At 70.1% G+C, this 18,811-nt stretch carries 14 protein-coding genes; 9 read left to right on the forward strand and 5 right to left on the reverse strand.

Annotated features, from left to right (window positions below):
• Window positions 1-66 precede the first annotated feature (66 nt).
• Together AB0878_RS48220 and AB0878_RS48225 are read right to left on the reverse strand one after the other, a co-directional pair.
• Entirely contained in the window at window positions 67-4,374 is a 4,308-nt protein-coding gene (locus AB0878_RS48220; protein WP_366590140.1) for a GH92 family glycosyl hydrolase, read from the reverse strand.
• A 208-nt stretch (window positions 4,375-4,582) separates the two neighbouring features.
• The gene (locus tag AB0878_RS48225; RefSeq protein ID WP_366590142.1) at window positions 4,583-4,984 is read right to left on the reverse strand and encodes a hypothetical protein; all 402 of its coding nucleotides are present in this window, start codon (window positions 4,982-4,984) and stop codon (window positions 4,583-4,585) included.
• 129 nt (window positions 4,985-5,113) lie between these two features.
• On the opposite strand from AB0878_RS48225, the gene AB0878_RS48230 reads away from it, so the two are divergent.
• Entirely contained in the window at window positions 5,114-5,785 is a 672-nt protein-coding gene (locus AB0878_RS48230; protein WP_366590144.1) for a class I SAM-dependent methyltransferase, read from the forward strand.
• A 1-nt stretch (window position 5,786) separates the two neighbouring features.
• A complete protein-coding gene (locus AB0878_RS48235; RefSeq protein ID WP_366590146.1) occupies window positions 5,787-6,125 on the forward strand; it encodes a hypothetical protein in 339 nt (112 codons plus the stop codon).
• A 183-nt stretch (window positions 6,126-6,308) separates the two neighbouring features.
• Here the strand turns inward: AB0878_RS48235 and pip are convergent, their stop codons facing one another.
• Window positions 6,309-7,256, reverse strand: a complete 948-nt coding sequence (gene pip, locus AB0878_RS48240; protein WP_366590148.1) for a prolyl aminopeptidase — start codon at window positions 7,254-7,256, stop codon at window positions 6,309-6,311.
• A 285-nt stretch (window positions 7,257-7,541) separates the two neighbouring features.
• Here pip and AB0878_RS48245 point away from each other — a divergent pair, with 285 nt between their 5' ends.
• Window positions 7,542-8,360 (forward strand): SAM-dependent methyltransferase, encoded by an 819-nt coding sequence (locus AB0878_RS48245; protein WP_366590150.1) that lies wholly within the window; start codon window positions 7,542-7,544, stop codon window positions 8,358-8,360.
• A 186-nt stretch (window positions 8,361-8,546) separates the two neighbouring features.
• Entirely contained in the window at window positions 8,547-8,903 is a 357-nt protein-coding gene (locus tag AB0878_RS48250) for a hypothetical protein (RefSeq protein ID WP_366590152.1), read from the forward strand.
• Between the two features lie 362 nt (window positions 8,904-9,265).
• On the opposite strand, the gene AB0878_RS48255 is transcribed toward AB0878_RS48250, so the two are convergent.
• Both AB0878_RS48255 and AB0878_RS48260 read right to left on the reverse strand, forming a co-directional pair.
• Window positions 9,266-10,573 (reverse strand): M20/M25/M40 family metallo-hydrolase, encoded by a 1,308-nt coding sequence (locus AB0878_RS48255; RefSeq protein WP_366590154.1) that lies wholly within the window; start codon window positions 10,571-10,573, stop codon window positions 9,266-9,268.
• Complete coding sequence (locus AB0878_RS48260) at window positions 10,566-11,393, reverse strand: M55 family metallopeptidase (RefSeq protein WP_366590156.1); 828 nt, start codon at window positions 11,391-11,393, stop codon at window positions 10,566-10,568. Before AB0878_RS48260 ends, AB0878_RS48255 begins: the two co-directional genes overlap by 8 nt.
• A gap of 238 nt (window positions 11,394-11,631) precedes the next feature.
• On the opposite strand from AB0878_RS48260, the gene AB0878_RS48265 reads away from it, so the two are divergent.
• The 5 genes from AB0878_RS48265 (at window position 11,632) to mptB (ending at window position 18,720) form a co-directional block, all read left to right on the forward strand.
• Window positions 11,632-13,398: an ABC transporter substrate-binding protein gene (locus AB0878_RS48265; RefSeq protein ID WP_366590172.1), complete on the forward strand. Its 1,767-nt coding sequence runs from the start codon at window positions 11,632-11,634 to the stop codon at window positions 13,396-13,398.
• 6 nt (window positions 13,399-13,404) lie between these two features.
• Window positions 13,405-14,433, forward strand: a complete 1,029-nt coding sequence (locus AB0878_RS48270) for an ABC transporter permease (RefSeq protein ID WP_366590158.1) — start codon at window positions 13,405-13,407, stop codon at window positions 14,431-14,433.
• Window positions 14,430-15,350, forward strand: a complete 921-nt coding sequence (locus tag AB0878_RS48275) for an ABC transporter permease (protein WP_366590160.1) — start codon at window positions 14,430-14,432, stop codon at window positions 15,348-15,350. Before AB0878_RS48270 ends, AB0878_RS48275 begins: the two co-directional genes overlap by 4 nt.
• Window positions 15,347-16,999 carry an ABC transporter ATP-binding protein gene (locus AB0878_RS48280; RefSeq protein ID WP_366590162.1) on the forward strand — a complete coding sequence of 551 codons (1,653 nt, stop codon included), beginning with the start codon at window positions 15,347-15,349 and terminating at the stop codon, window positions 16,997-16,999. The genes AB0878_RS48275 and AB0878_RS48280 overlap by 4 nt, the downstream gene beginning before the upstream one ends.
• 158 nt (window positions 17,000-17,157) lie before the next feature.
• Window positions 17,158-18,720, forward strand: a complete 1,563-nt coding sequence (gene mptB / locus AB0878_RS48285; RefSeq protein ID WP_366590165.1) for a polyprenol phosphomannose-dependent alpha 1,6 mannosyltransferase MptB — start codon at window positions 17,158-17,160, stop codon at window positions 18,718-18,720.
• Window positions 18,721-18,811: the final 91 nt, after the last annotated feature.

An 18,811-nucleotide genomic window follows, 5' to 3' on the forward strand; every position in this document is an offset into this window, starting at 1 on the left:
CGCCCCAGGAAACGACCGTGGGGCCCCTTTCCGATGCGGAAAGAGGCCCCACGGCGGGTCAGCCGGCTACAGCTTCGCGCACTGCCCCGCGGCCGGGCCGCGGACGGTGTTGGCGAGGTCGTGGTCGGTCGGGGCGGGCGTGTTGCCCGTGCAGGCCAGCGGCCCGCCCACGGTGCTGCTGGTCAGCACCGGCCCGTGGTTGCCCGTGAACGTCGCCGGGCCGCCGATGTCGGTCAGCTCGACCGAGACCGAGCCGGTCGTGCCCGTGATCGCCACCGGGCCCGACACCTTCGTGCGGTTCAGCACGACCTGCGCCGCACCCGTCGCCGCGAGCGGACCCGAGATCGAGCCGCCCCGCACCACCAGCGACGCACCGGCGGCCACGGTCACCGGACCGGACACCGTGGCGCCGGCGAGGCACACCGTGCCGCTCGACACCGTCAGCGGGCCCTTCTGCGCGCCCGTCAGCGTCTTCGTGCACGACGCGTCCGGCCGGCCCAGCAGCTCGAACTCCGCCAGCGACGCGGGACCACCGCTGCTGTCGGTGACGGTGAGCCGGTAGTAGGCGTAGTGCGCCGGGTTGGCCACCGCGAACGCCCGCGTCTGCTGCCGCCACGGGAACGTCTGACCGGTCTGCTGGTCGGCGACCGCCCACGTCTTCCCGTCGTAGGAACCCTCGAGCTTCCAGCTCTTCGGGTCACCCGCGCCCTTCGGCGAGGTCAGCGTGTAGTGCGTGACCGCCTCGTCCGTCGAGTTCAGCTGATACGTCACCGCTCCGGTCACCTTCGCCTCGGTGCGCGAGGAGTTGTCGATCAGCGCCGCCGCGTTCGAACCGTCCGAAGTGGACAGCGTGCCCTTGCCGGCGCCGGTCTCGTCGTGCAGCGGCGTCGGCACCGCGTCGCCCGTGGTGATCGACTTCGGCGCGTCGTTCGCGCCCGTGCCCCAGGCCGAGGGGTTCGGGCCCATGTCGAAGTCGAGCGTGGCCCCGTGGGAGAGCACGTCCTGCGGCAGCGACGTCGACGTCCAGGCCTTGCCGTTGATCTTCAGGCCCTGCACGTAGACGTTCTTCGCCGAGTTCTTCGGCGCGTTGATCACCACGTCGCCACCCGGCAGGTGCAGGGTCGCCTTGGTGAACAGCGGCGACCCGATCGCGTAGTTCGGGCTGCCCATCTGCAACGGGTAGAAACCGAGCGCGCCGAACACGTACCACGCGGACATCTCGCCGTTGTCCTCGTCGCCCGCGTAACCCTGGCCCAGCTCGCTGCCCGAGTACAGCCGCGAGAGCGCCTCCCGCACCTTGGCCTGCGTCTTCGACGGCTGACCCGCGTAGTCGTACATGTAGAGCAGGTGGTGCGAAGGCTGGTTGGAGTGGCCGTACTGGCCCATCCGCACGTCCCGCGCCTCCCGCATCTCGTGGATCGCACCGCCGTAGGTGCCCGGGAACGTCGCCGTCTCCTGGTCGGCGAAGAACTGGTCCAGCTTCTGCGCCAGCTTGTCCTTGCCGCCGTAGAGGTTCGCCAGCCCCTGCCCGTCCTGCGGCACGGTGAACGCCATGTTCCAGCCGTCGGTCTCCGTGTAGTCCCCGCCCCACACCCGCGGGTCGTACTGGTCGGCCGTCTTGGTGAACTTGCCGTTCGCGTCCTTGCCCTGGAAGAACCCGATGCTCGGGTCGAACAGGTTCACGTACTGCTGCGCGCGGCTGGTGAAGTACTGGTAGTTCTCCAGGTACTCCGCCTTGCGCGGGTCGCTCGCCGGCGCCTCGTCGTAGAGCTTCTTCGACAGGTTCGCGATGCCGAAGTCGTTGACGTAGCCCTCGATCGCCCACGAGAAACCCTCACCCGTGGTGTTCGGCGTGTAGCCGAGGAAGATCGACTGGTCCAGCCCCTTGCGGCCCACCGCCGAGTTCGGCGGCGTCACCGTGGCGTTCTTCAGCGCCGCGTCGTAGGCCGACTTCACGTCGAAGTTCGTCACGCCCTTGAGGTAGGCGTCGGCGAACGCGACGTCGGAGCTCGTGCCCGTCATCAGGTCCGCGTAACCGGGGGAGGACCAGCGCGCGATCCAGCCCGAGTCGCGGTACTGCTGCACGAACCCGTCGACCATCTTCCCGGCCATGTCGGGCGTGAGCAGCGAATACGCCGGCCACGTGGTGCGGTAGGTGTCCCAGAACCCGTTGTTGACGTAGATCTGGCCGTCGACGATCTTCGACCCGGTCTGCGTCGCGGTGTCCGCGCCCGTCTTGGCGGCCACCGGGCTGGCGTACTTGTAGGCCGGGGCCTGCGGCGTGCCGGTGTTCTCGAACGCCTCGTTCGGGTAGAGGAACAGCCGGTAGAGGTTCGAGTAGAGCGTCTCCAGCTGGTCCTTCGACGCGCCCTGCACCTCGATCACCCGCAGCTGCTTGTCCCACGCCTGCTGCGCCGCGTCACGCACGGAGTCGAACGTCGCGGTCGGCGCGATCTCCTGCTCGAGGTTCTTCTTCGCCTGCTCCACGCTGATCAGCGACGTCGCGATCCGCATCGTCACCGTCTTGTCCGCACCCGCGGCGAACCGCAGGTAACCCGTGACGTTGTCGCGGCCCTGGCCGGTCAGCTTCGCCCCGGCGGTCACCGGCTTGTCGAAGCTCGCGTACACGAACATCCGCCCCGCGCCCGCCGACAGCCCGCTCTTCGCGTCCGAGTACCCGGTCAGCGTGCCCGTGGCCGGGTCGAGCGTGAGCCCGCCGGAGTTGTTCACGTTGTCGAAGATCAGGCTCGAGTCGCTGCCCGGGAAGGAGAACCGCATGACCGCCGCGTGGTCGGTCGGCGCGATCTCCGTCTTGATCCCGTTGTCGAACGTCACGCCGTAGTAGTGCGCCCGCGCGACCTCGTTGTCGTGGGAGAACGACAACGCCCGCGCGTCGCGGTTCGCGTCCGGCACCCCGGCCGCCGCCGACGGCATCACCTGGAAGCTCTGCCGGTCACCCATCCACGGGCTCGGCTCGTGGCTCGCCGAGAACGCCTGCAACTGCGGCCGGTTGTCCGCGTTGTTCTGCGTCGAGTAGTTGTACAGCCAGCTGTCCGAACCCGCGTCCGTGACCGGCGTCCAGAAGTTGAACCCGTGCGGCACCGCCGTGGCCGGGAAGTTGTTGCCGCGCGAGAACGTGCCGTTGGCCATCGTGCCGCGCGTGGTCAGCACGTTGTCGCTCGGGCGCTGGCTCGCCGGCGGCGTCGGGGTCACCGAGATCTTCACGTCGTCGAGCCAGCCCTGGAACGCACCCGGCCCGTTCGGGTTGTCGTAGCCGACGAGGATCCGGTCGATCGTCTTGCCCGCGGCGACCGTGCCGATCGCCGAACGCACCAGGTTCCACTGGTTGGCGTACAGGATCTTGCTCGCGCCCTGGCCCTGCGGCGTCAGCGGGAACCCGTACTGGTCCGTCGCACCCAGCCCCGACAGGTACGTGCCGTCGGTGAACGCCAGGTCGATCGCGACGTTCGTGCTCGGGTACTTCAGGTCGTTGCCCGTGAGCTGCGGCTGCACCTTGTAGGACAGCTCGGTGGTCGGGACCACCGGCAGGTTCACGTCGAACACCTTGTTGTAGGAGTACCCGTGCCCGGTCGCGGTCTGCGTACCGGCGTAGCGGAACGCCTTCTTGCCCGTGAAGCCCACCCGGTTCTTGCTCGTGTACCCGCTGGTGGGCCCGGAGTCGACGAAGCTGCGCATGTTCGGCAACGGCGGCGGCGGGGCGTCGTCGTTGGCCAGCAGCAGCTCCGACATCTGCAGGATGTCGTCGCCGTGGTTGCGCGTCACGTCGAGGCGGTAGTAGCGGTACGCCGCGCTCGGTGCCGCGAGCTTGTACTGGTTCGTCTGGAACCGCGCGTCGAACGACTGGCCCGACTGCTTGTCCAGGTCCGTCCACTGCTGCGCGTCGTTCGACCCCTGCAGCGTCCAGTCCTGCGGGTCACGGCCGGGGAAGTCGTTGGCCGAGCTGATCGCGTAGTGCGTGATCGCCACCGGCTCCGACAACGTCAGCTGCGCCCACGCGGTGGGGTCCCACGAAAGCCATTTCGTGTCGGTCGTGCCGTCGACCAGGTTCGCCGAGACCTCACCGCCGTCGGTGTTCTCGCTGCTCGCGCTCACGTCGGTCACCTTGCCCCGGATGTCACCCGGGATCGTGGCACCGTTCGCGCCGTTGACCCCCGACGTCCGCGGCTGCCCCGCGGCATCGGTGTCAACGGTGTCCTGCCACGTCGGCTGCGGATCCGACGGCTCGAACGAGGACGAGAAATCCGGCGGAGGGGCGTCCGCCGCGGCGGTCGAGGTCACCGGCGCGGCGACCAATCCGGCCGCCGCCACGACCGCGACCAGCGCGGCGCGGACGGATCTGGCGCTTCGGGGCATCGTTGCTCCCAGCTTGTCGGGGCGGGTCGGGCACGCCCGCGCGGGAACCCTCCCGGCGGCGGCGCTACGGAAGGGAAACCCGTGTGTGACATCGATGTCAAGATCCGGCGGGCAAACCTGACCGGAAACGGACAACGCCGGACGTACCCGCTGGCGCATCCGGCCTTGCCGCGCCGGCGAGCGGACTGCGGCCGAGCGGCGCGGAGCGTCAGAACCCGCGGAACACCCCGTCCTCGTCCGCCGACGCCGTGAACTCCTCCCAGTCCATGTTCGCCAGCGAGATGTTGTTCTCGATCGACCACAGGTGCTCCGCGACCACCCGCAGGCGCCCGTTCACCCGCGGGCTCACCCGCACCACCAGCAACGGCAGCTCCGCCGACGCGAGCGCCGTCCGATCCGCCAGCACCAGCAGCGCCCACTCCGGCGCCAGCGCGATCAATTGGTCGGCGGTCGCGTCGCGGTAGGCCGGGTCGTCGACCACGTGCAGGTTCGGCAGGAAATCGTCTTCGTTCGGGGTCGTCACCGCGGTGCGGACCGCGTCCCACCCGGCCGGGTCCGCGAAGTCCGTGCGGATCAGCAGGCTGGTGTGGAGGTCGGGCAGTCGGTCCATGGTGATCAGTGAACCGCAGCCGCGCACCCGGGCCGGCACCGCACGCACGCGGGGGCGCTCGAGTACGCGGCCGGGTGGCGCATCCGGAAATCCCGCGCACCGCATGGCCGCCGCCGGTATAAGGGGAGCATGCCCCCTGAAGCGATCGACCAGGCGGCGGCCGACGACGCCGCGCGCCGCCGTGCCGAGGCCGCGCTGGCCGAAGGCGACCCGACGGGGTGGTTCGAGCCCCTGTACGCCGCGGCCGAAGCGGGGGAGGCCGTCGTGCCGTGGTACCGGGGCGAACCGGGCCCCGAGCTCGCGGCCTGGGCGGCGGCGAACCCCGGCGCGGGCCGCAGCGCGCTCGTCGTCGGGTGCGGCCTGGGCGACGACGCGGAACTGCTCGCCGAGTCCGGCTACGCGACCTCGGCGTTCGACGTCTCGCCCAGCGCGATCAAGGCCGTGCTCAACCGCTTCCCCGACACGCGCGTCTCCTACCGCACCGCCGACCTGCTCGACCCGCCCGCCGCCTGGCACCACGCCTTCGACGTCGTCGTCGAGATCCTCACCGTGCAGTCCATGCCGAAGTCCGTGCGCGACGCGGCGATCGCGTCCGTGGCCGGCTTCCTCGCCCCCGGCGGCACGCTCGTCGTCGGCGCGTTCGCCGAGGAGAGCATCGACCTCGCCACCTGGTCCGGACCACCCTGGCCGCTCAACCGCGCCGAACTCGACTCCTTCGCCCGCGACGGCGTCAAGGCCACCACCGTCGACCGCGTCCGCGAAGGCAGCCGCTGGTGGGCCCAGTTCACCCGGGAGACCTGACGTGAACCCGATCCTCGAACGCTGGCTCACCGAGCACCTCCCCGACCTGGCACCCACCGAGGTGCTCACCGCCCTGCTCATGACGGCTCAGCTCGGCCACGACGTCCCCGACGACGTCCTCGACGCCTGGGGCCGCGAAGTCGTCATCACCCGCCGCGTCGTCGACCAGTCCGAACCCGAGTTCATCACCCAGGCCCGCCGGCGCGGCTGGTCCTGGGACCGCATCGCCGACCGCCTCGGCCTCCCCAGCGCCGAAGCCGCCGAACACCGCCAGGCCACCCTCGAAGCCGAACTCGAGCGCACACACCCGCAGAACCTGCCGGGCGCCTGGCGGGCCTAGCGGCGCCGGAAGGTCGCCGCATGGCACGGACACTCTCCCTGAGAACCACCCGTGATCATCCGCGCGAGCCGGCGTGCGCACGCCAACGCCTGCAACGGCGTCACCTCCGCAGTGGCGGGCAGATACCCCGCATCGGTCAGCTTCGCGGACTCCATCCGTCGAGCGCCCCACCGCGGCCGTCCGTCACCGGGCGAATCGGTCCGTCGCGCCGACCAGCACGTTCTGCATCGAGGCGGCGGAAATCGTGTGTCCGACGTCGTCCAGCATCACCAGCTCGCTGCCGGGCCAGGCGTGGTGCAGCAGCCACGGTGTGCCGACGATGTTGCTGGTGTCGAGCACGCCCTGCGCCAGCACAGCCGGGATCCCCGCCAACATGGCCGCTTCGCGCAGGATGACGCCGTCCTCGAGGAACGCCCGGTTGCTGAAGTAGTGCGTGACGAGCCGGGCAGAGCAGAGCCGGTACGTCGGATCCTCGTAGACGTCGTGTGGCCGCACGCCCGGCAGCATCGCGTCTTCCCAGGCGCACCAATCCGCGGCCGCTTTGTGGTGGACCACGGGGTCCGGGTCCATGACCAGTCGGTGGTACGCGGCGGACAGGTCGCCGTCGCGCTCGTTCTCGGAAACGCCCTCGCGGAACTGGGCGAAGGCTTCCGGGAAGTAGGCACCGAGGCCGCGGATGAGCATGTCGATCTCGAGGTGCCGATCGGTCGCCAGGCCAATCAGGACGATCTCGCTGATCCGCTCGGTGTGGCGCAGAGCGTAAGTCAGCCCGAGCACCGAGCCCCAGGAACCGCCGAACAACAACCACTTCTCGATACCGAGCCGGGTCCGGAGGAGTTCGAAGTCCGCGATCAGGTGGGCAGTGGTGTTGGCCGAGAGGTCGGCGACCGGAGCGCCGGCGTGCGGGATGCTGCGGCCGCAGCCGCGCTGGTCGACGAGCACGACCCGGTACCGCTCGGGGTCGAAGTAGCGGCGGAGGTTCGCCGAGCAGCCCGAGCCCGGGCCGCCGTGCACGACGAGCGCGGGCTTCCCGGCCGGGTTCCCGCAAGTCTCCCAGTAGATCTCGTGCCCGTCTCCGACGTCGAGCAGGCCCTGCTCGTACGGTTCGATCTCGGGGTACAGCCCAGCCATCAGCGCGTCCTCACACCGGGATACAACAGTGCTGTCACATTAGCGGCCCACGGCACGCTCACGCATGACCTTTTCGACTCGGAGAAGGGCGGGCGAGGGCGCTTACAAGCACCCCAGGTTCCTCTCACAACTGCGCGGTCCAGTGGCCCGGACCACCGGCGCACCACGGCCACCCGCGGCACGGCGCCGCATCATCCCCTGATCACTGCTGGTCAGACATATTCACCATTACGGTGGCCGCCGGTCGACGTCGGAGCTCAACCGCTTAGCGGTACGTTGCTACCCATGAGCGAGCTCGACGACGACTTTGCGATGGTCATCGATCCGACCGTGCCGAGTACCGCCCGGGTCTACGACGCGGGCTTGGGCGGCAAGGACAACTACGAGGTCGACCGGGAAATGCTGCGCAAGGTCCAAGCCGTGGCGCCCGAGGTGACCGAACTGGCCGTCGTCGCTCGAGAATTTCTGATCCGCGCCGTGCGCTTCCTGGCCCGCGACATCGGCATCGACCAGTTCCTCGACTGCGGGTCCGGGCTACCCACCGCCGAGAACGTCCACGAGGTCGCACAACGGTCCAACCCCGACGCGCGCGTGGTCTACGTCGACAACGATCCGGTGGTGCTCGCCCACGGCCGCGCGCTGCTGGCCGACAATGAGCACACCCACATCGTCCGAGGCGACATCTTCCAGCCCGCGAAGCTGCTGGCCGATCCGACCGTGCGCGGCGAGCTCGACTGGGACAAACCCCTCGCACTCATCCACTCGATGAGCATGCACTTCTGCGCCGACGACCCGGCCGCCGTACTGCGTGACTACCTCGACGCCCTGCCGTCAGGATCGTATGTGGTGCTCAGCCACGCCCTCGACCCCGAAGACGACGAGTACAGCGCCGTCGCCCGCAACATCGAACGCGTATATCAAGGCGCCTCCTCAGGGCGGATCCACTTCCGCACCCGCGCCGAGATCAACACCATGCTCGCCGGCCTCGAGATCCTCGAGCCCGGCCTGGTCCAGCCGGCCGACTGGTGGCCCACGGGCCCCCGCATGCAGCCTCTCAAACTCTCCGATCACTGCCTGCTCGCAGCCGTGGCCCGCAAACCCTGACCGAGCCGCTGACGCGGCGGCAGGTACGTGACCGCGCTGCCCCTTGTGGGTTTCGCCGAGGCTGGTTCTTGGCCATGATCGAGGAGTACCTCGCCGACCGCGACGCCGCCGAGGCCGGCAGCGAGATCGCCGTGCGCGGGCAGGTGTCGGCGAAACCAGCTCGCCGACCAGACCAAGGACCCACCCATGAGCGCCCGGACCGGGCACGAGAACACCACGCTCCTCGTGCTGCGTGGCCCCTCAGGCTCGGGCAAGACCACAGTCGCCGAGGCCGTGCGCTCCGCCTACGGGCACGGCCTGGCCCTCGTCCAGTTCGCCGTGCCGTTCGAGGAAACCGTTGCCCGCCACGCCACCCGCCGCCAGGCGCAGGAATTCACCCCCGAGGACATGCGCAGCTGGTACGTCGCCGACGACCAGCTCGGCGTTCCCGGTGAAACCACCATCCCCGCCGGCTGGAGCCTCGCGGACACCCTGCAGCAGCTGCACCACCACCTGCCGGTTGCATCGCCGAGCTCACCACCAGGCGTAGAGCGCGACTCCTGACGGACATCGCAGGGTGCGCGGGCCAGGTTCGCGTGCGGGTCGTGGTCTAGACAGGCCAATAAGCAGCTAGTCGTCGATCTTGTCGAGGTCAGCCAGCGCGCACACGCGGGCGGTCTTTCGCCGCGCGCTTCGGCGGCGGCGCGTTCAAGCGGGAGTCGGCGCATCGCCGCAGCCCAGGTGCAGATTGTCCGGACGCCCACAACATTGCGAGTAACCCGACCGGACGAGACCGTCAGCGCGGTCGCCATCCGATCGGGTGCCTGAACCGTGGTGACCAGGCGGTCGACGCTGAACGAAGCGCCGTCACCGCCCAGCCCGTTGGTGCGATCGAGTTGACCGACGCGGCAACAAAAGGGTGCGTCCTAACAGGACTCCAAGAACCGCTTCAACACCCGGGTCCCGAAGCGCAGCCCGTCCACCGGTACGCGTTCGTCCACGCCGTGCGCCATGGCGCGGTACGGGAAGCCCTCGGGTAGCGACAGGGGAGCGAAGCCGTAGCACGCCATGCCCAGCCGGGAGAACGCCTTCGCGTCCGTGCCGCCGCCCATGCAGTAGGGCACCACCACCGCGTCGGGGTCCTCGGCGCGCAGGGCGGCGGCCATGGCGTCGAACCACGGTGAGTCCACCGGGGCCTGCACGGGCGGCTGGTGCGCGACGAACTCGCGCGTCACCCCGGGGCCGAGTAGGGAGTCGAGGACCTCGAACAGTTCGTCCTCGGCGTCCGGCAGCACCCGGACGTCCACCTGGGCCGTCGCGGTCGACGGGATCACGTTCACCTTGTAGCCCGCGGACAGCATCGTCGGCGTGGTGCTGTTGCGGACGGTCGGCAGCACGAGGGAACCCGCCGGGCCGAGCCGCGCCACTGTCGCGTCCACCGCGTCACCCGAGGAAAGGTCCACGGGCACGCCCAGCGCCGCACCCGTGCGGTCCAGGAACGCCCGCACGGTCGGGGTCAGCCGCACCGGCCAGCGGTGCCCGGCGATGCGGTGCAACGCGTCGGCGAGCATGGTCACGGCGTTCTCGTCGTTGGGGCGCGAGCCGTGCCCCGCCCGGCCGCGGGCGGTGAGCTTGATGTGCGCGGTGCCGCGTTCGGCCGTCCCCACCGGGTACAGCCGCACGGCGCGCCCGTCGGCCGCCGGCACGTGGTAGCTGTAGCCACCCGACTCGCTGATCGCCGCGGCGCAGTCCTCGAACAGCTCCGGGTGCTGCGCGACCAGCCAATGCGCCCCGAAGTCGCCCTTGTCCTCCTCGTCCGCCACGAACGCCAGCACCAGAGCCCGGCGCGGCCGCAGTCCCGACGCGACGGCGGAAAGCACCATCGCGCAGAAGTCCTTCATGTCCACCGCGCCCCGGCCCCACAGGAACCCGTCGCGCACCTCACCGGAAAACGGCGGCACCGACCAGTCCGCCGCGTCCGCCGGGACCACGTCCAGGTGCCCCTGCACCAGCAGCGCCGGCAACGCCGGATCGGCACCCGGGATCCGCGCGATCACGTTCGCCCGCCGCGGCGCCGACTCCACGATCTTCGCCGCAACCCCGTGGCGTGCCAGGAATTCCGCGACGTACTCCGCCGCCTCCCGCTCGCCCTCGGAGTCCCCGCCACCGCGGTTGGTCGTGTCGAACCGGATCAGATCCGCGCAAAGCTCGACGGGGTCAGCCACGTCAGCCATAGATACCCTGCACCGCCCCCGCCGCGATGGCCGTGACCACCTTGAACGCCTTCATCGCCTCGGTCATGCTCGGCGCGTCGAACCCGACCCGGCGCGTGCCGATCTGCTCCACCGTCGGGATCACGGCCGTCGCCTGCGCCAGGTGGCTCGCGTCGAACTCCACCTCGATCCGGTGCCGCCCCGGCAGCCGCTCCACCCGCCCGGCCCGAACACACGAGTCCAAAGCCGCCGCGGTCAGCAGCTCGGAGGTGCGCGCCGGCGGCAGGCAGATCGCCGCGTACCGGCTCACGCACTCCTTCACCGGCACCAGCTCCGCTTCCGGAGCGTAGTCACGGGCGTCCTCACATGCCTGGTCGTCCCCGCTGACCAGCAGTACCGGCACGCCGTACTCCGCCGCCAGCGCCGCGTTGAGCCGGCCCTCGCTCGCGGGCACGTCGTCCAGCCACACCCCGGTGATCTGGTTCTCCAGGTACGTGTGCGAGAGCACGCCGTCGAAGCCGGCGCCCGCGTGGTAACCGAGGAACACCACACCGTCCACACCGGAATCGATGCCCTGCATCATCGACAACGGCTTGTGGCGCCCCGTGAGCATCCGCGCCCGCGGATCCAGCTCCTCCAGCAACAGGTTCCGCTGCGACGAATGCGCCTCGTTCACCAGGACGTCGGACGCACCGGCTTCGAACAACCCCGCCAGCACCGCGTTGACGTCACCGGTGAACAACCGCCGGAACCGCTGCCAGGGCTCGGTACCGGGCACGACGTCGTCGGTCCACGTGACGCCCGTGGCGCCCTCCATGTCCGCCGAGACCATGATCCGCATGCGGGCACTCTAGTCATCCTACGTCCGGCCCGGGGCGGAACACCCGAGGTCACGCACGGTGACGGCACGCCGCACATAACGATCGGACACGCACAGTTGTCGGAACATATTGCGCCCTTCCCTCGGTATGTGGTTACTTTTCGGCTCTGGGGCTAGACGATGGGGTGGTCTTCAAGTGTGGATCAAGCACGTTCGGCGCGGGGTGAACCGCGTCATCGCGGTTCTGGCCGCGGGAACCATGGCGATTCTGCCGCTGGCGGGAACCGCCGCGGCACAGCAGCCGGCGCAGCCGAAGGTGCTGCGGGTGGCGCTCACGACCGGGATCGACCACCTGAACCCGTTCACGGCGTCGCTCGCGGCGTCGACGCAGGTCGGCCGGTTCATCTACGAGTTCCTCACCATCCCGAGCGCGGACAAGGCCGAAGCCTCGCCCGCGCTCGCGGAGTCGTGGACGACCTCGCCCGACAAGCTCACCTGGACGTTCAAGATCCGCCAGGGCGTGAAGTGGTCCGACGGGCAGCCCGTCACCGCCAAGGACGCGGCGTTCACCTTCCAGCGCATGCTCGACGACGAGACCGCACGCACCGCGAACGGCAACTACGTCGCCAACTTCCAGAGCGTCGCCGCACCCGACGCCACGACGCTGATCATCAAGACGAAGGCCGTGCAGGCCACCATGGACCTGCTCGACGTGCCGATCGTGCCCGAGCACATCTGGGCGCCGATCAAGGACCTCAACGACCCGAAGACCGACGACCTGTCCGTGGTCGGCGTCAGCGACGGCCCGTACCAGCTCACCGAGTACAAGCAGAACGAGTACGTGAAGTTCAAGGCCAACACCTCCTACTGGCGTGGTGCGCCCAAGGTCGACGAACTGCAGCTGCTCGTGTTCAAGGACGTCGAAGCCGCCGTCAACGCCCTCAAGCAGGGCGAGGTCGACGTGATCAACCGGCTCACCCCGACCCAGTTCGACGCCCTCAAGGGCCAGCCGAACATCGCCACCAACCAGGCACCCGGGCGCCGCTACAACGAGATCAACATCAACTTCGGCGTCGAAGACGTGACCAACAAGCCCATCGGCAACGGCAACCCCGTGCTGAAGGACCTCCGGCTGCGCCAGGCCATCGCGGAAAGCATCGACACCAAGACGATCGTCGACCGGGTCATGGGCGGCTACGGCCAGCTCGGCGGCGGCGTCATCCCGCCGATCTACTCCGCCTACCACTGGGATCCCTCACCGGCCGAGGCCCGCAAGTTCGACCTCGCGGCCGCCAACAAGACTCTCGACGAGGCCGGCTACGCCAAGGGCGGCGACGGCATCCGCGTCGCCCCCGGCGGCGCGCGCCTCGAGCTGCGCCTGACCGGCCACGCCAACCGCGCGTTCGACCAGCGCACCGTGCAGTACGTCACCGGCTGGCTGCAGCAGATCGGCATCGCCGTGAAGCCGGAGCTCGTCTCCGACGAGGAGCTCAACGACCGCACCACCGCCGGCAACTACGACCTCGCGATCTCCGGCTACGCCACCAACCCCGACCCGGACTACGCGCTCGCGCTGCACACCTGCGCCGCGCGGCCCAACGCCCAGGGCAAGGGCGCCACCACCGACACGTTCTTCTGCGACCAGGCCTACGACGGGTTCTACAAGCAGCAGCTCACCGACACCGACCCGGCCACCCGAGCCGGCTACGTCAAGCAGGCCCAGGCCCGCCTCTACAGCCAAGCCGTGAACGTCGTCCTCGACTACGACAACGCGCTCGAGGCCTACCGCTCCGACAAGTTCTCCGGCTTCCAGACCCAGCCGCAGCCCCAGGGCTCGATCCTGGAGCAGACCGGCTACTGGGGTGTCTACGGCGCCGTCCCCGCCGGCACGGAGAACACCGCCGCCGAGAGCGGCGGCTCGAACACCGTGCTGTGGATCGTGCTCGGTGTCGTCGTGGTCGTCGTCCTCGTCGGCGGCGGCATCATGATCGGCCGGCGCGGCAAAGCCGCGGACGACCGGGAGTAGCACCTCTTGACGCAGTCACTCACCTCCGACCAGGCCGCGGTTCTCGTCGACCCCGACGAGAACCGCGGCGGGACCGGCACCACCCGGTTCGTCCTCACCAAGATCGCCGAAGCCCTCGCCAGCATCGTGCTGGTGATCGTGCTCGGGTTCCTGCTGTTCCGGCTCCTGCCCGGCGACCCCGTGGCGTTCATGGTCCGCGAACGCCCCACCGACCCCGTCCAGATCGCCGAGCTGCGCGACCGCCTCGGCATCGACAAGCCCCTGATCACCCAGTTCTGGGACTACTTCACCGGCCTGTTCCGCGGCGACTTCGGCACCTCCTACATCGAACGCCGGCCCGTGCTCGACATGATCGGCGAACGGCTGTGGCCCACGGTGCTGCTCGTGGGCAGCGCGACCGTGCTCGCCGTCGCGCTCGGCCTGTGGCTCGGCATCCGCGCCGCCTGGAAACGCGACAGCTTCTTCGACCGCGCCCAGACCGGCATCGCCCTGACCCTGTGGTCGGTTCCGCAGTTCTGGCTCGGCCTGCTGCTGCTCGTCGTCACCGGCGGCCTGTTCCCCAGCCGCGGCATGCACTCGCCCGACGCCGGACCCGGGTTCCTCGCCCAGGGCCTCGACGTGCTGCACCACCTGGTCCTGCCGTGCGTGACACTGCTTGCGGTGTTCTACGCCCAGTACATGCTGGTGATGCGCTCGTCGCTGCTGGGGGAGATGAACGCCGACTACCTCACCACCGCCCGCGCCAAAGGCCTGCGCGACGACCTCGTCCGCCGCCGCCACGCCGTGCCCAACGCGCTGCTGCCCACCGTGACCCTGGTGTTCATGCAGTTCGGCATGGTCGTCTCCGGCGCCGTCACCGTCGAGGCCGTGTTCAGCTGGCCCGGCCTCGGCCAGCTCACCTACGACGCGCTGCACGGCCCGGACCTGCCGGTGCTGCAAGGAGTTTTCGTCGTGCTCGCCAGTGCCGTCGTCCTGATGAACCTGCTCGCGGAACTGCTCTACCGCGTGCTCGACCCGAGGGTGCGCACCGCATGACCGCCCCCGCCACCACCGCGTCCGAGACGCCGCGCGCCATCGCGTGGCGCCGCCGCCGCGCCGGCATCGCCCGCACCTGGCACGAGTTCGCCGCCCAGAAAGCCGCGCTCACCGGGTTCGTCCTGCTCGTGCTCACCGTCCTGCTCGCCCTGCTGCTGCCCGTGATCAGCGACTCCAGCGGCCTCGACGTCACCCAGGCCACCGGCCGCCCCCTGAGCCCGCCCGACGGGCAGTTCTGGCTCGGCACCGACATCGACGGCCGCTCCGTGCTCCTGCTGACGATGTGGGGCACCCGGATCTCCCTGCTCGTCGGGTTCGCCGCCACGGTGCTGAGCGTGCTCATCGGCACCGTCATCGGCATCGCCGCCGCGCACTTCGGCGGCTGGATCTCCACGATCCTGCTGCGCTTCACCGACTTCTTCCTCGTCCTGCCCTCCCTCGTGCTCGCCATCGCGCTGTCCGCGGTGCTGCCGCAGGGGATCTGGACGATCGTGCTCGCCATCGGCGTCACCGCCTGGCCCAGCACCGCCCGGCTCGTGCGCGCCCAGACCCTCACCATCGAAAGCCGCCCCTACATCGAACGCTCCCGGGCGCTCGGCGGCGGCCACCTGCACGTCGTCGGCAAACACGTCCTGCCCGGCGTCGCGCCGCTCGTGCTCGCCAACACCACCCTGGTGGTCGGCAACTCGATCATCGCCGACGCGACCCTGTCGTTCCTCGGCGTCGGCGACCCGAGCTCCATCTCCTGGGGCGCCATGCTCGAAACCGCGCTCAACAACGGCGCCGTCAGCCGCGGCGCGTGGTGGAACCTGCTCCCGCCGGGCATCGCGATCGTGCTCGTCGTGCTGTTCTTCACCCTGGTCGGCCGCGGGCTGGAGACGGTGCTGAACCCGAGGCTCAAAGGACAACACTCGTGACCGCCCTGCTCGAACTCAAGAACCTCGGCGTCACCTACCGCACCGGCGGCGGCGAGGTCCCCGCCGTCCGCGGCGTCGACCTGCGCCTGGAAGCCGGCGGCACGCTCGGCGTGGCGGGGGAGTCCGGCTCGGGCAAGTCCACCGTCGCCATGAGCGTGCTGCGCCTGCTGCCCCGCAGCGCCACCGTGACCGGCGAGATCCTGCTCGACGGCGAAGACGTCACCACGATGCGCTGGGGCCGCCTGCGCGCCGTGCGCTGGGCCGAGGCGTCGGTGGTGTTCCAGGGCGCCATGCACGCGCTCAACCCCGTGCGCCGCATCGGCGAGCAGATCGCCGAACCCCTGCGCCTGCACCCGCCCGAGACCGGCGCGCTGAGCGAGCCGCAGGTGAAAGCCCGCGTCGCCGAGCTCCTCGAACAGGTCGACCTGCCACCCTCGCGCGCCGGCGCCTACCCGCACGAGCTGTCCGGCGGACAGAAACAGCGCGTGATGATCGCGATGGCCCTGGCCTGCTCACCGCGCCTGGTGATCGCCGACGAGCCGACCACCGCACTCGACGTGATCGTGCAGGCCCAGGTGCTCGCCCTGCTGTCGAAGCTCGTGGCCGAACAGGACATCGGGCTCGTCATGATCAGCCACGACCTGTCCGTACTCGCCGCCACCTGCGACCGCATCGCCGTGATGTACGACGGGCAGCTCGTCGAGGAACGCCCCAGCGCCGAGCTCATGGCCGACCCGCACCACGAACACAGCCGCGCGCTCGCCGCCGCGTTCCCCACCGTCGGCGACCCCGTGTCCCGCTTCGCCCCGGCCACCAGCACCCCGCTGCCGCCCGAACCCGAGCACCGCGCCGGCCCCGGCGACACCCCGCTGCTCGAAGCCGAAAACCTCCACGTCAGCTTCCGCGACCGCACCGGCAAGCGCATCCACGCCGTCAACGGCGTCGACCTCGCCGTGCGCCGCGACGAGATCGTCGCCCTGGTCGGCCAGTCCGGCTCCGGCAAGACCACCCTCGCCCGCACCCTGCTCGGCCTGCAGAAAGCCGACTCCGGCGCGATCCGCCACGGCGGCAAACCCCTCCCCGCAGGCGGCGCCGCGCTGCGCGCCTACCGGCGCAAGGTCCAGCTCGTCCTGCAAGACCCCACGAGCGCGCTCAACCCCGCCCACACCGTCTACGAAGCCGTCGCGGAAGGCCCCCGCATCCACGGCCTGCCCGCCGAACGCGACACCGTGCTCAAGGCGCTGGAGGCGGCGGAGCTGCGGCCCCCGGAGAAGTTCCTCGACCGCCTGCCCCACGAGCTCTCCGGCGGCCAGCGCCAGCGCGTGGTCATCGCCGGCGCGCTCGCGCTCGAACCCGCCGTGCTCGTGGCCGACGAACCCGTCGCCTCCCTCGACGCATCCGTGCGCGGCGAAATCCTCGCCCTCCTGCTGCGGCTGCGGCGCGAACTCGGCCTCGCCGGGCTCGTGATCACCCACGACCTGGGCCTGGCCTGGAACATCGCCGACCGCGTCGCCGTGATGTACCGGGGCGAACTCGTCGAAACGGGCACCGTCGAGCAGGTCCTGCTCGACCCCCGGCACGAGTACACCCGCTCCCTGCTCGCCGCCCTGCCCGGCGGCACGGCCCAGCGCGCGACCACCGGCAGCTGAACGTTCCGGGCCACTTCCGGAAAAACGGCGTCCACCACCCACGGGCGGAACATTCACCCGGACCGCACGCCGGCCGCCCGAACAGGTGCGCGAAACGGCATCGGAGCGGGAGCCCGTGCGGTGAGGCGAAGATTCACCCGGTAATCTCCTGGATCGAAATGGCGACCACCACCGACTCCGCGCAGCCGTCCGCGATCAGCGCTCCGGACGCGCGATTCCTCACGCCCTCGCGGTTCCCGTACCGCACGATCGCGATGGGCACCATCGGGACCACGCTGCTCATGCTCGCCGCGCTCGGCGCCGGCGGGATCCTGATCCGCGACCCCGTCCTCGGCCACGGCCCGCTGTCGTGGATCCGCTACGGCCACGGCCGCGCGCTCGCCAACGGACTGCTCTACCTCGGCTTCGCGCTCGTCGTCTGGGCCTGGGTCCGCCTCGGCCGCTACGTGCTCGCCGGCCGCATCGGCAGCAAGCCCATCCTCGTCGCCGCCCTGTGCTGGATGGCGCCCCTGCTCGTGTCGCCGCCGCTGTTCACCCGCGACGTCTTCTCCTACCTCGGCCAGGGCGCCCAGCTGCTCTACGGGCTCGACCCGTACGCCAACGGCCCCGCCGAGCTCGACGTGCTCCCCAACGTGGTGCAGAACGTCCACCCGCTCTGGCAGACCACCCCTGCCCCGTACGGGCCGCTGTTCCTGCTCATCTCCAAGGGCATCGTGTCCATCACGCAGGACAACATGATCGCCGGCGTGATCCTCACCCGCGTCGTGCTGCTCGTCGGCCTCGGCATGACCCTGTGGGCGCTGCCGCGGCTCGTGAAGCACCTCGGCGGCAAGCTCCCCGTGGCGCTGTGGCTCGCGGTCGCCAGCCCGATGATGGTCATCCACCTCTTCGGCGGCCCGCACAACGACCTCATGATGCTCGGCTTCCTCACCACCGGCGTCCTCGCCGCCCTCGAGCGCAAGTACATCGTCGCCGTCGTGCTCGTGACCATCGGCATGCTGATCAAACCGACCGCCGCCGTCGCCCTGCCCTTCCTCGTCTGGATGTGGGCCGCGAACATGACCGGCGAGTCGAAGGTCAAGAACTTCTTCAAGGCCGGCGCCGCGTCCGTCGGGCTCTTCCTGCCCGTGTTCGTCGCCGGCACCTGGGTCTCGCTCGGCTCCCTCAACCTCGGCTGGTGGTCGGGCCTCGCGGCACCCCAGCTCATCGCCAACTGGCTCAACTTCCCGACCGGCATCGGCGAAGCCGTGTACAACCTCGTGCACCTCGTCGCCAACGTCCAGCCGTCGCCGTTCGTCACCGTCGCCCGCGCGATCGCCATGATCGGCCTCGCCGCGTTCGGCATCCGCCAGTGGTGGCTCGCCCGCGAAGGCGGCAGCAAGGCCGTGTACCGCGCCGCGATCACCCTGCTGGCCGTCGCGATCCTCATGCCGCCGACCCTGCCGTGGTACCTCACCTGGGGCTTCGTGCTCATCTCCGCGTTCCCCTGGGAACGCCGGAACCTCTCCGCCGTGGTGGCCGTGTCGGTCTTCGTGACCCTCGTGTACTACCCGACCGGCGAACAGGCCCTGTATGACTGGTGGTTCATCGCGATCGTCGTGGTCGTGAGCCTCTACGCGGCCGCGTCACTGCTGCGCCCGGACCCCCTGGGCCTCATCTCGGCGTGGCGGCGACCGCGGGAAGACAAGTTCCTCCCCGCGGCACCCACCTCCGAGGGCTAGGTGTACTGACCGGGGAGGTTGCGAACGTGGCGACACGTAGTCGGATGATCTTGGCGTGAGGGAGGGCCTCCGGGTTCGGTGTGGATTGCGA

It is taken from the genome of Amycolatopsis sp. NPDC047767 (genome assembly GCF_040704195.1).
GTDB lineage: Bacteria > Actinomycetota > Actinomycetes > Mycobacteriales > Pseudonocardiaceae > Amycolatopsis.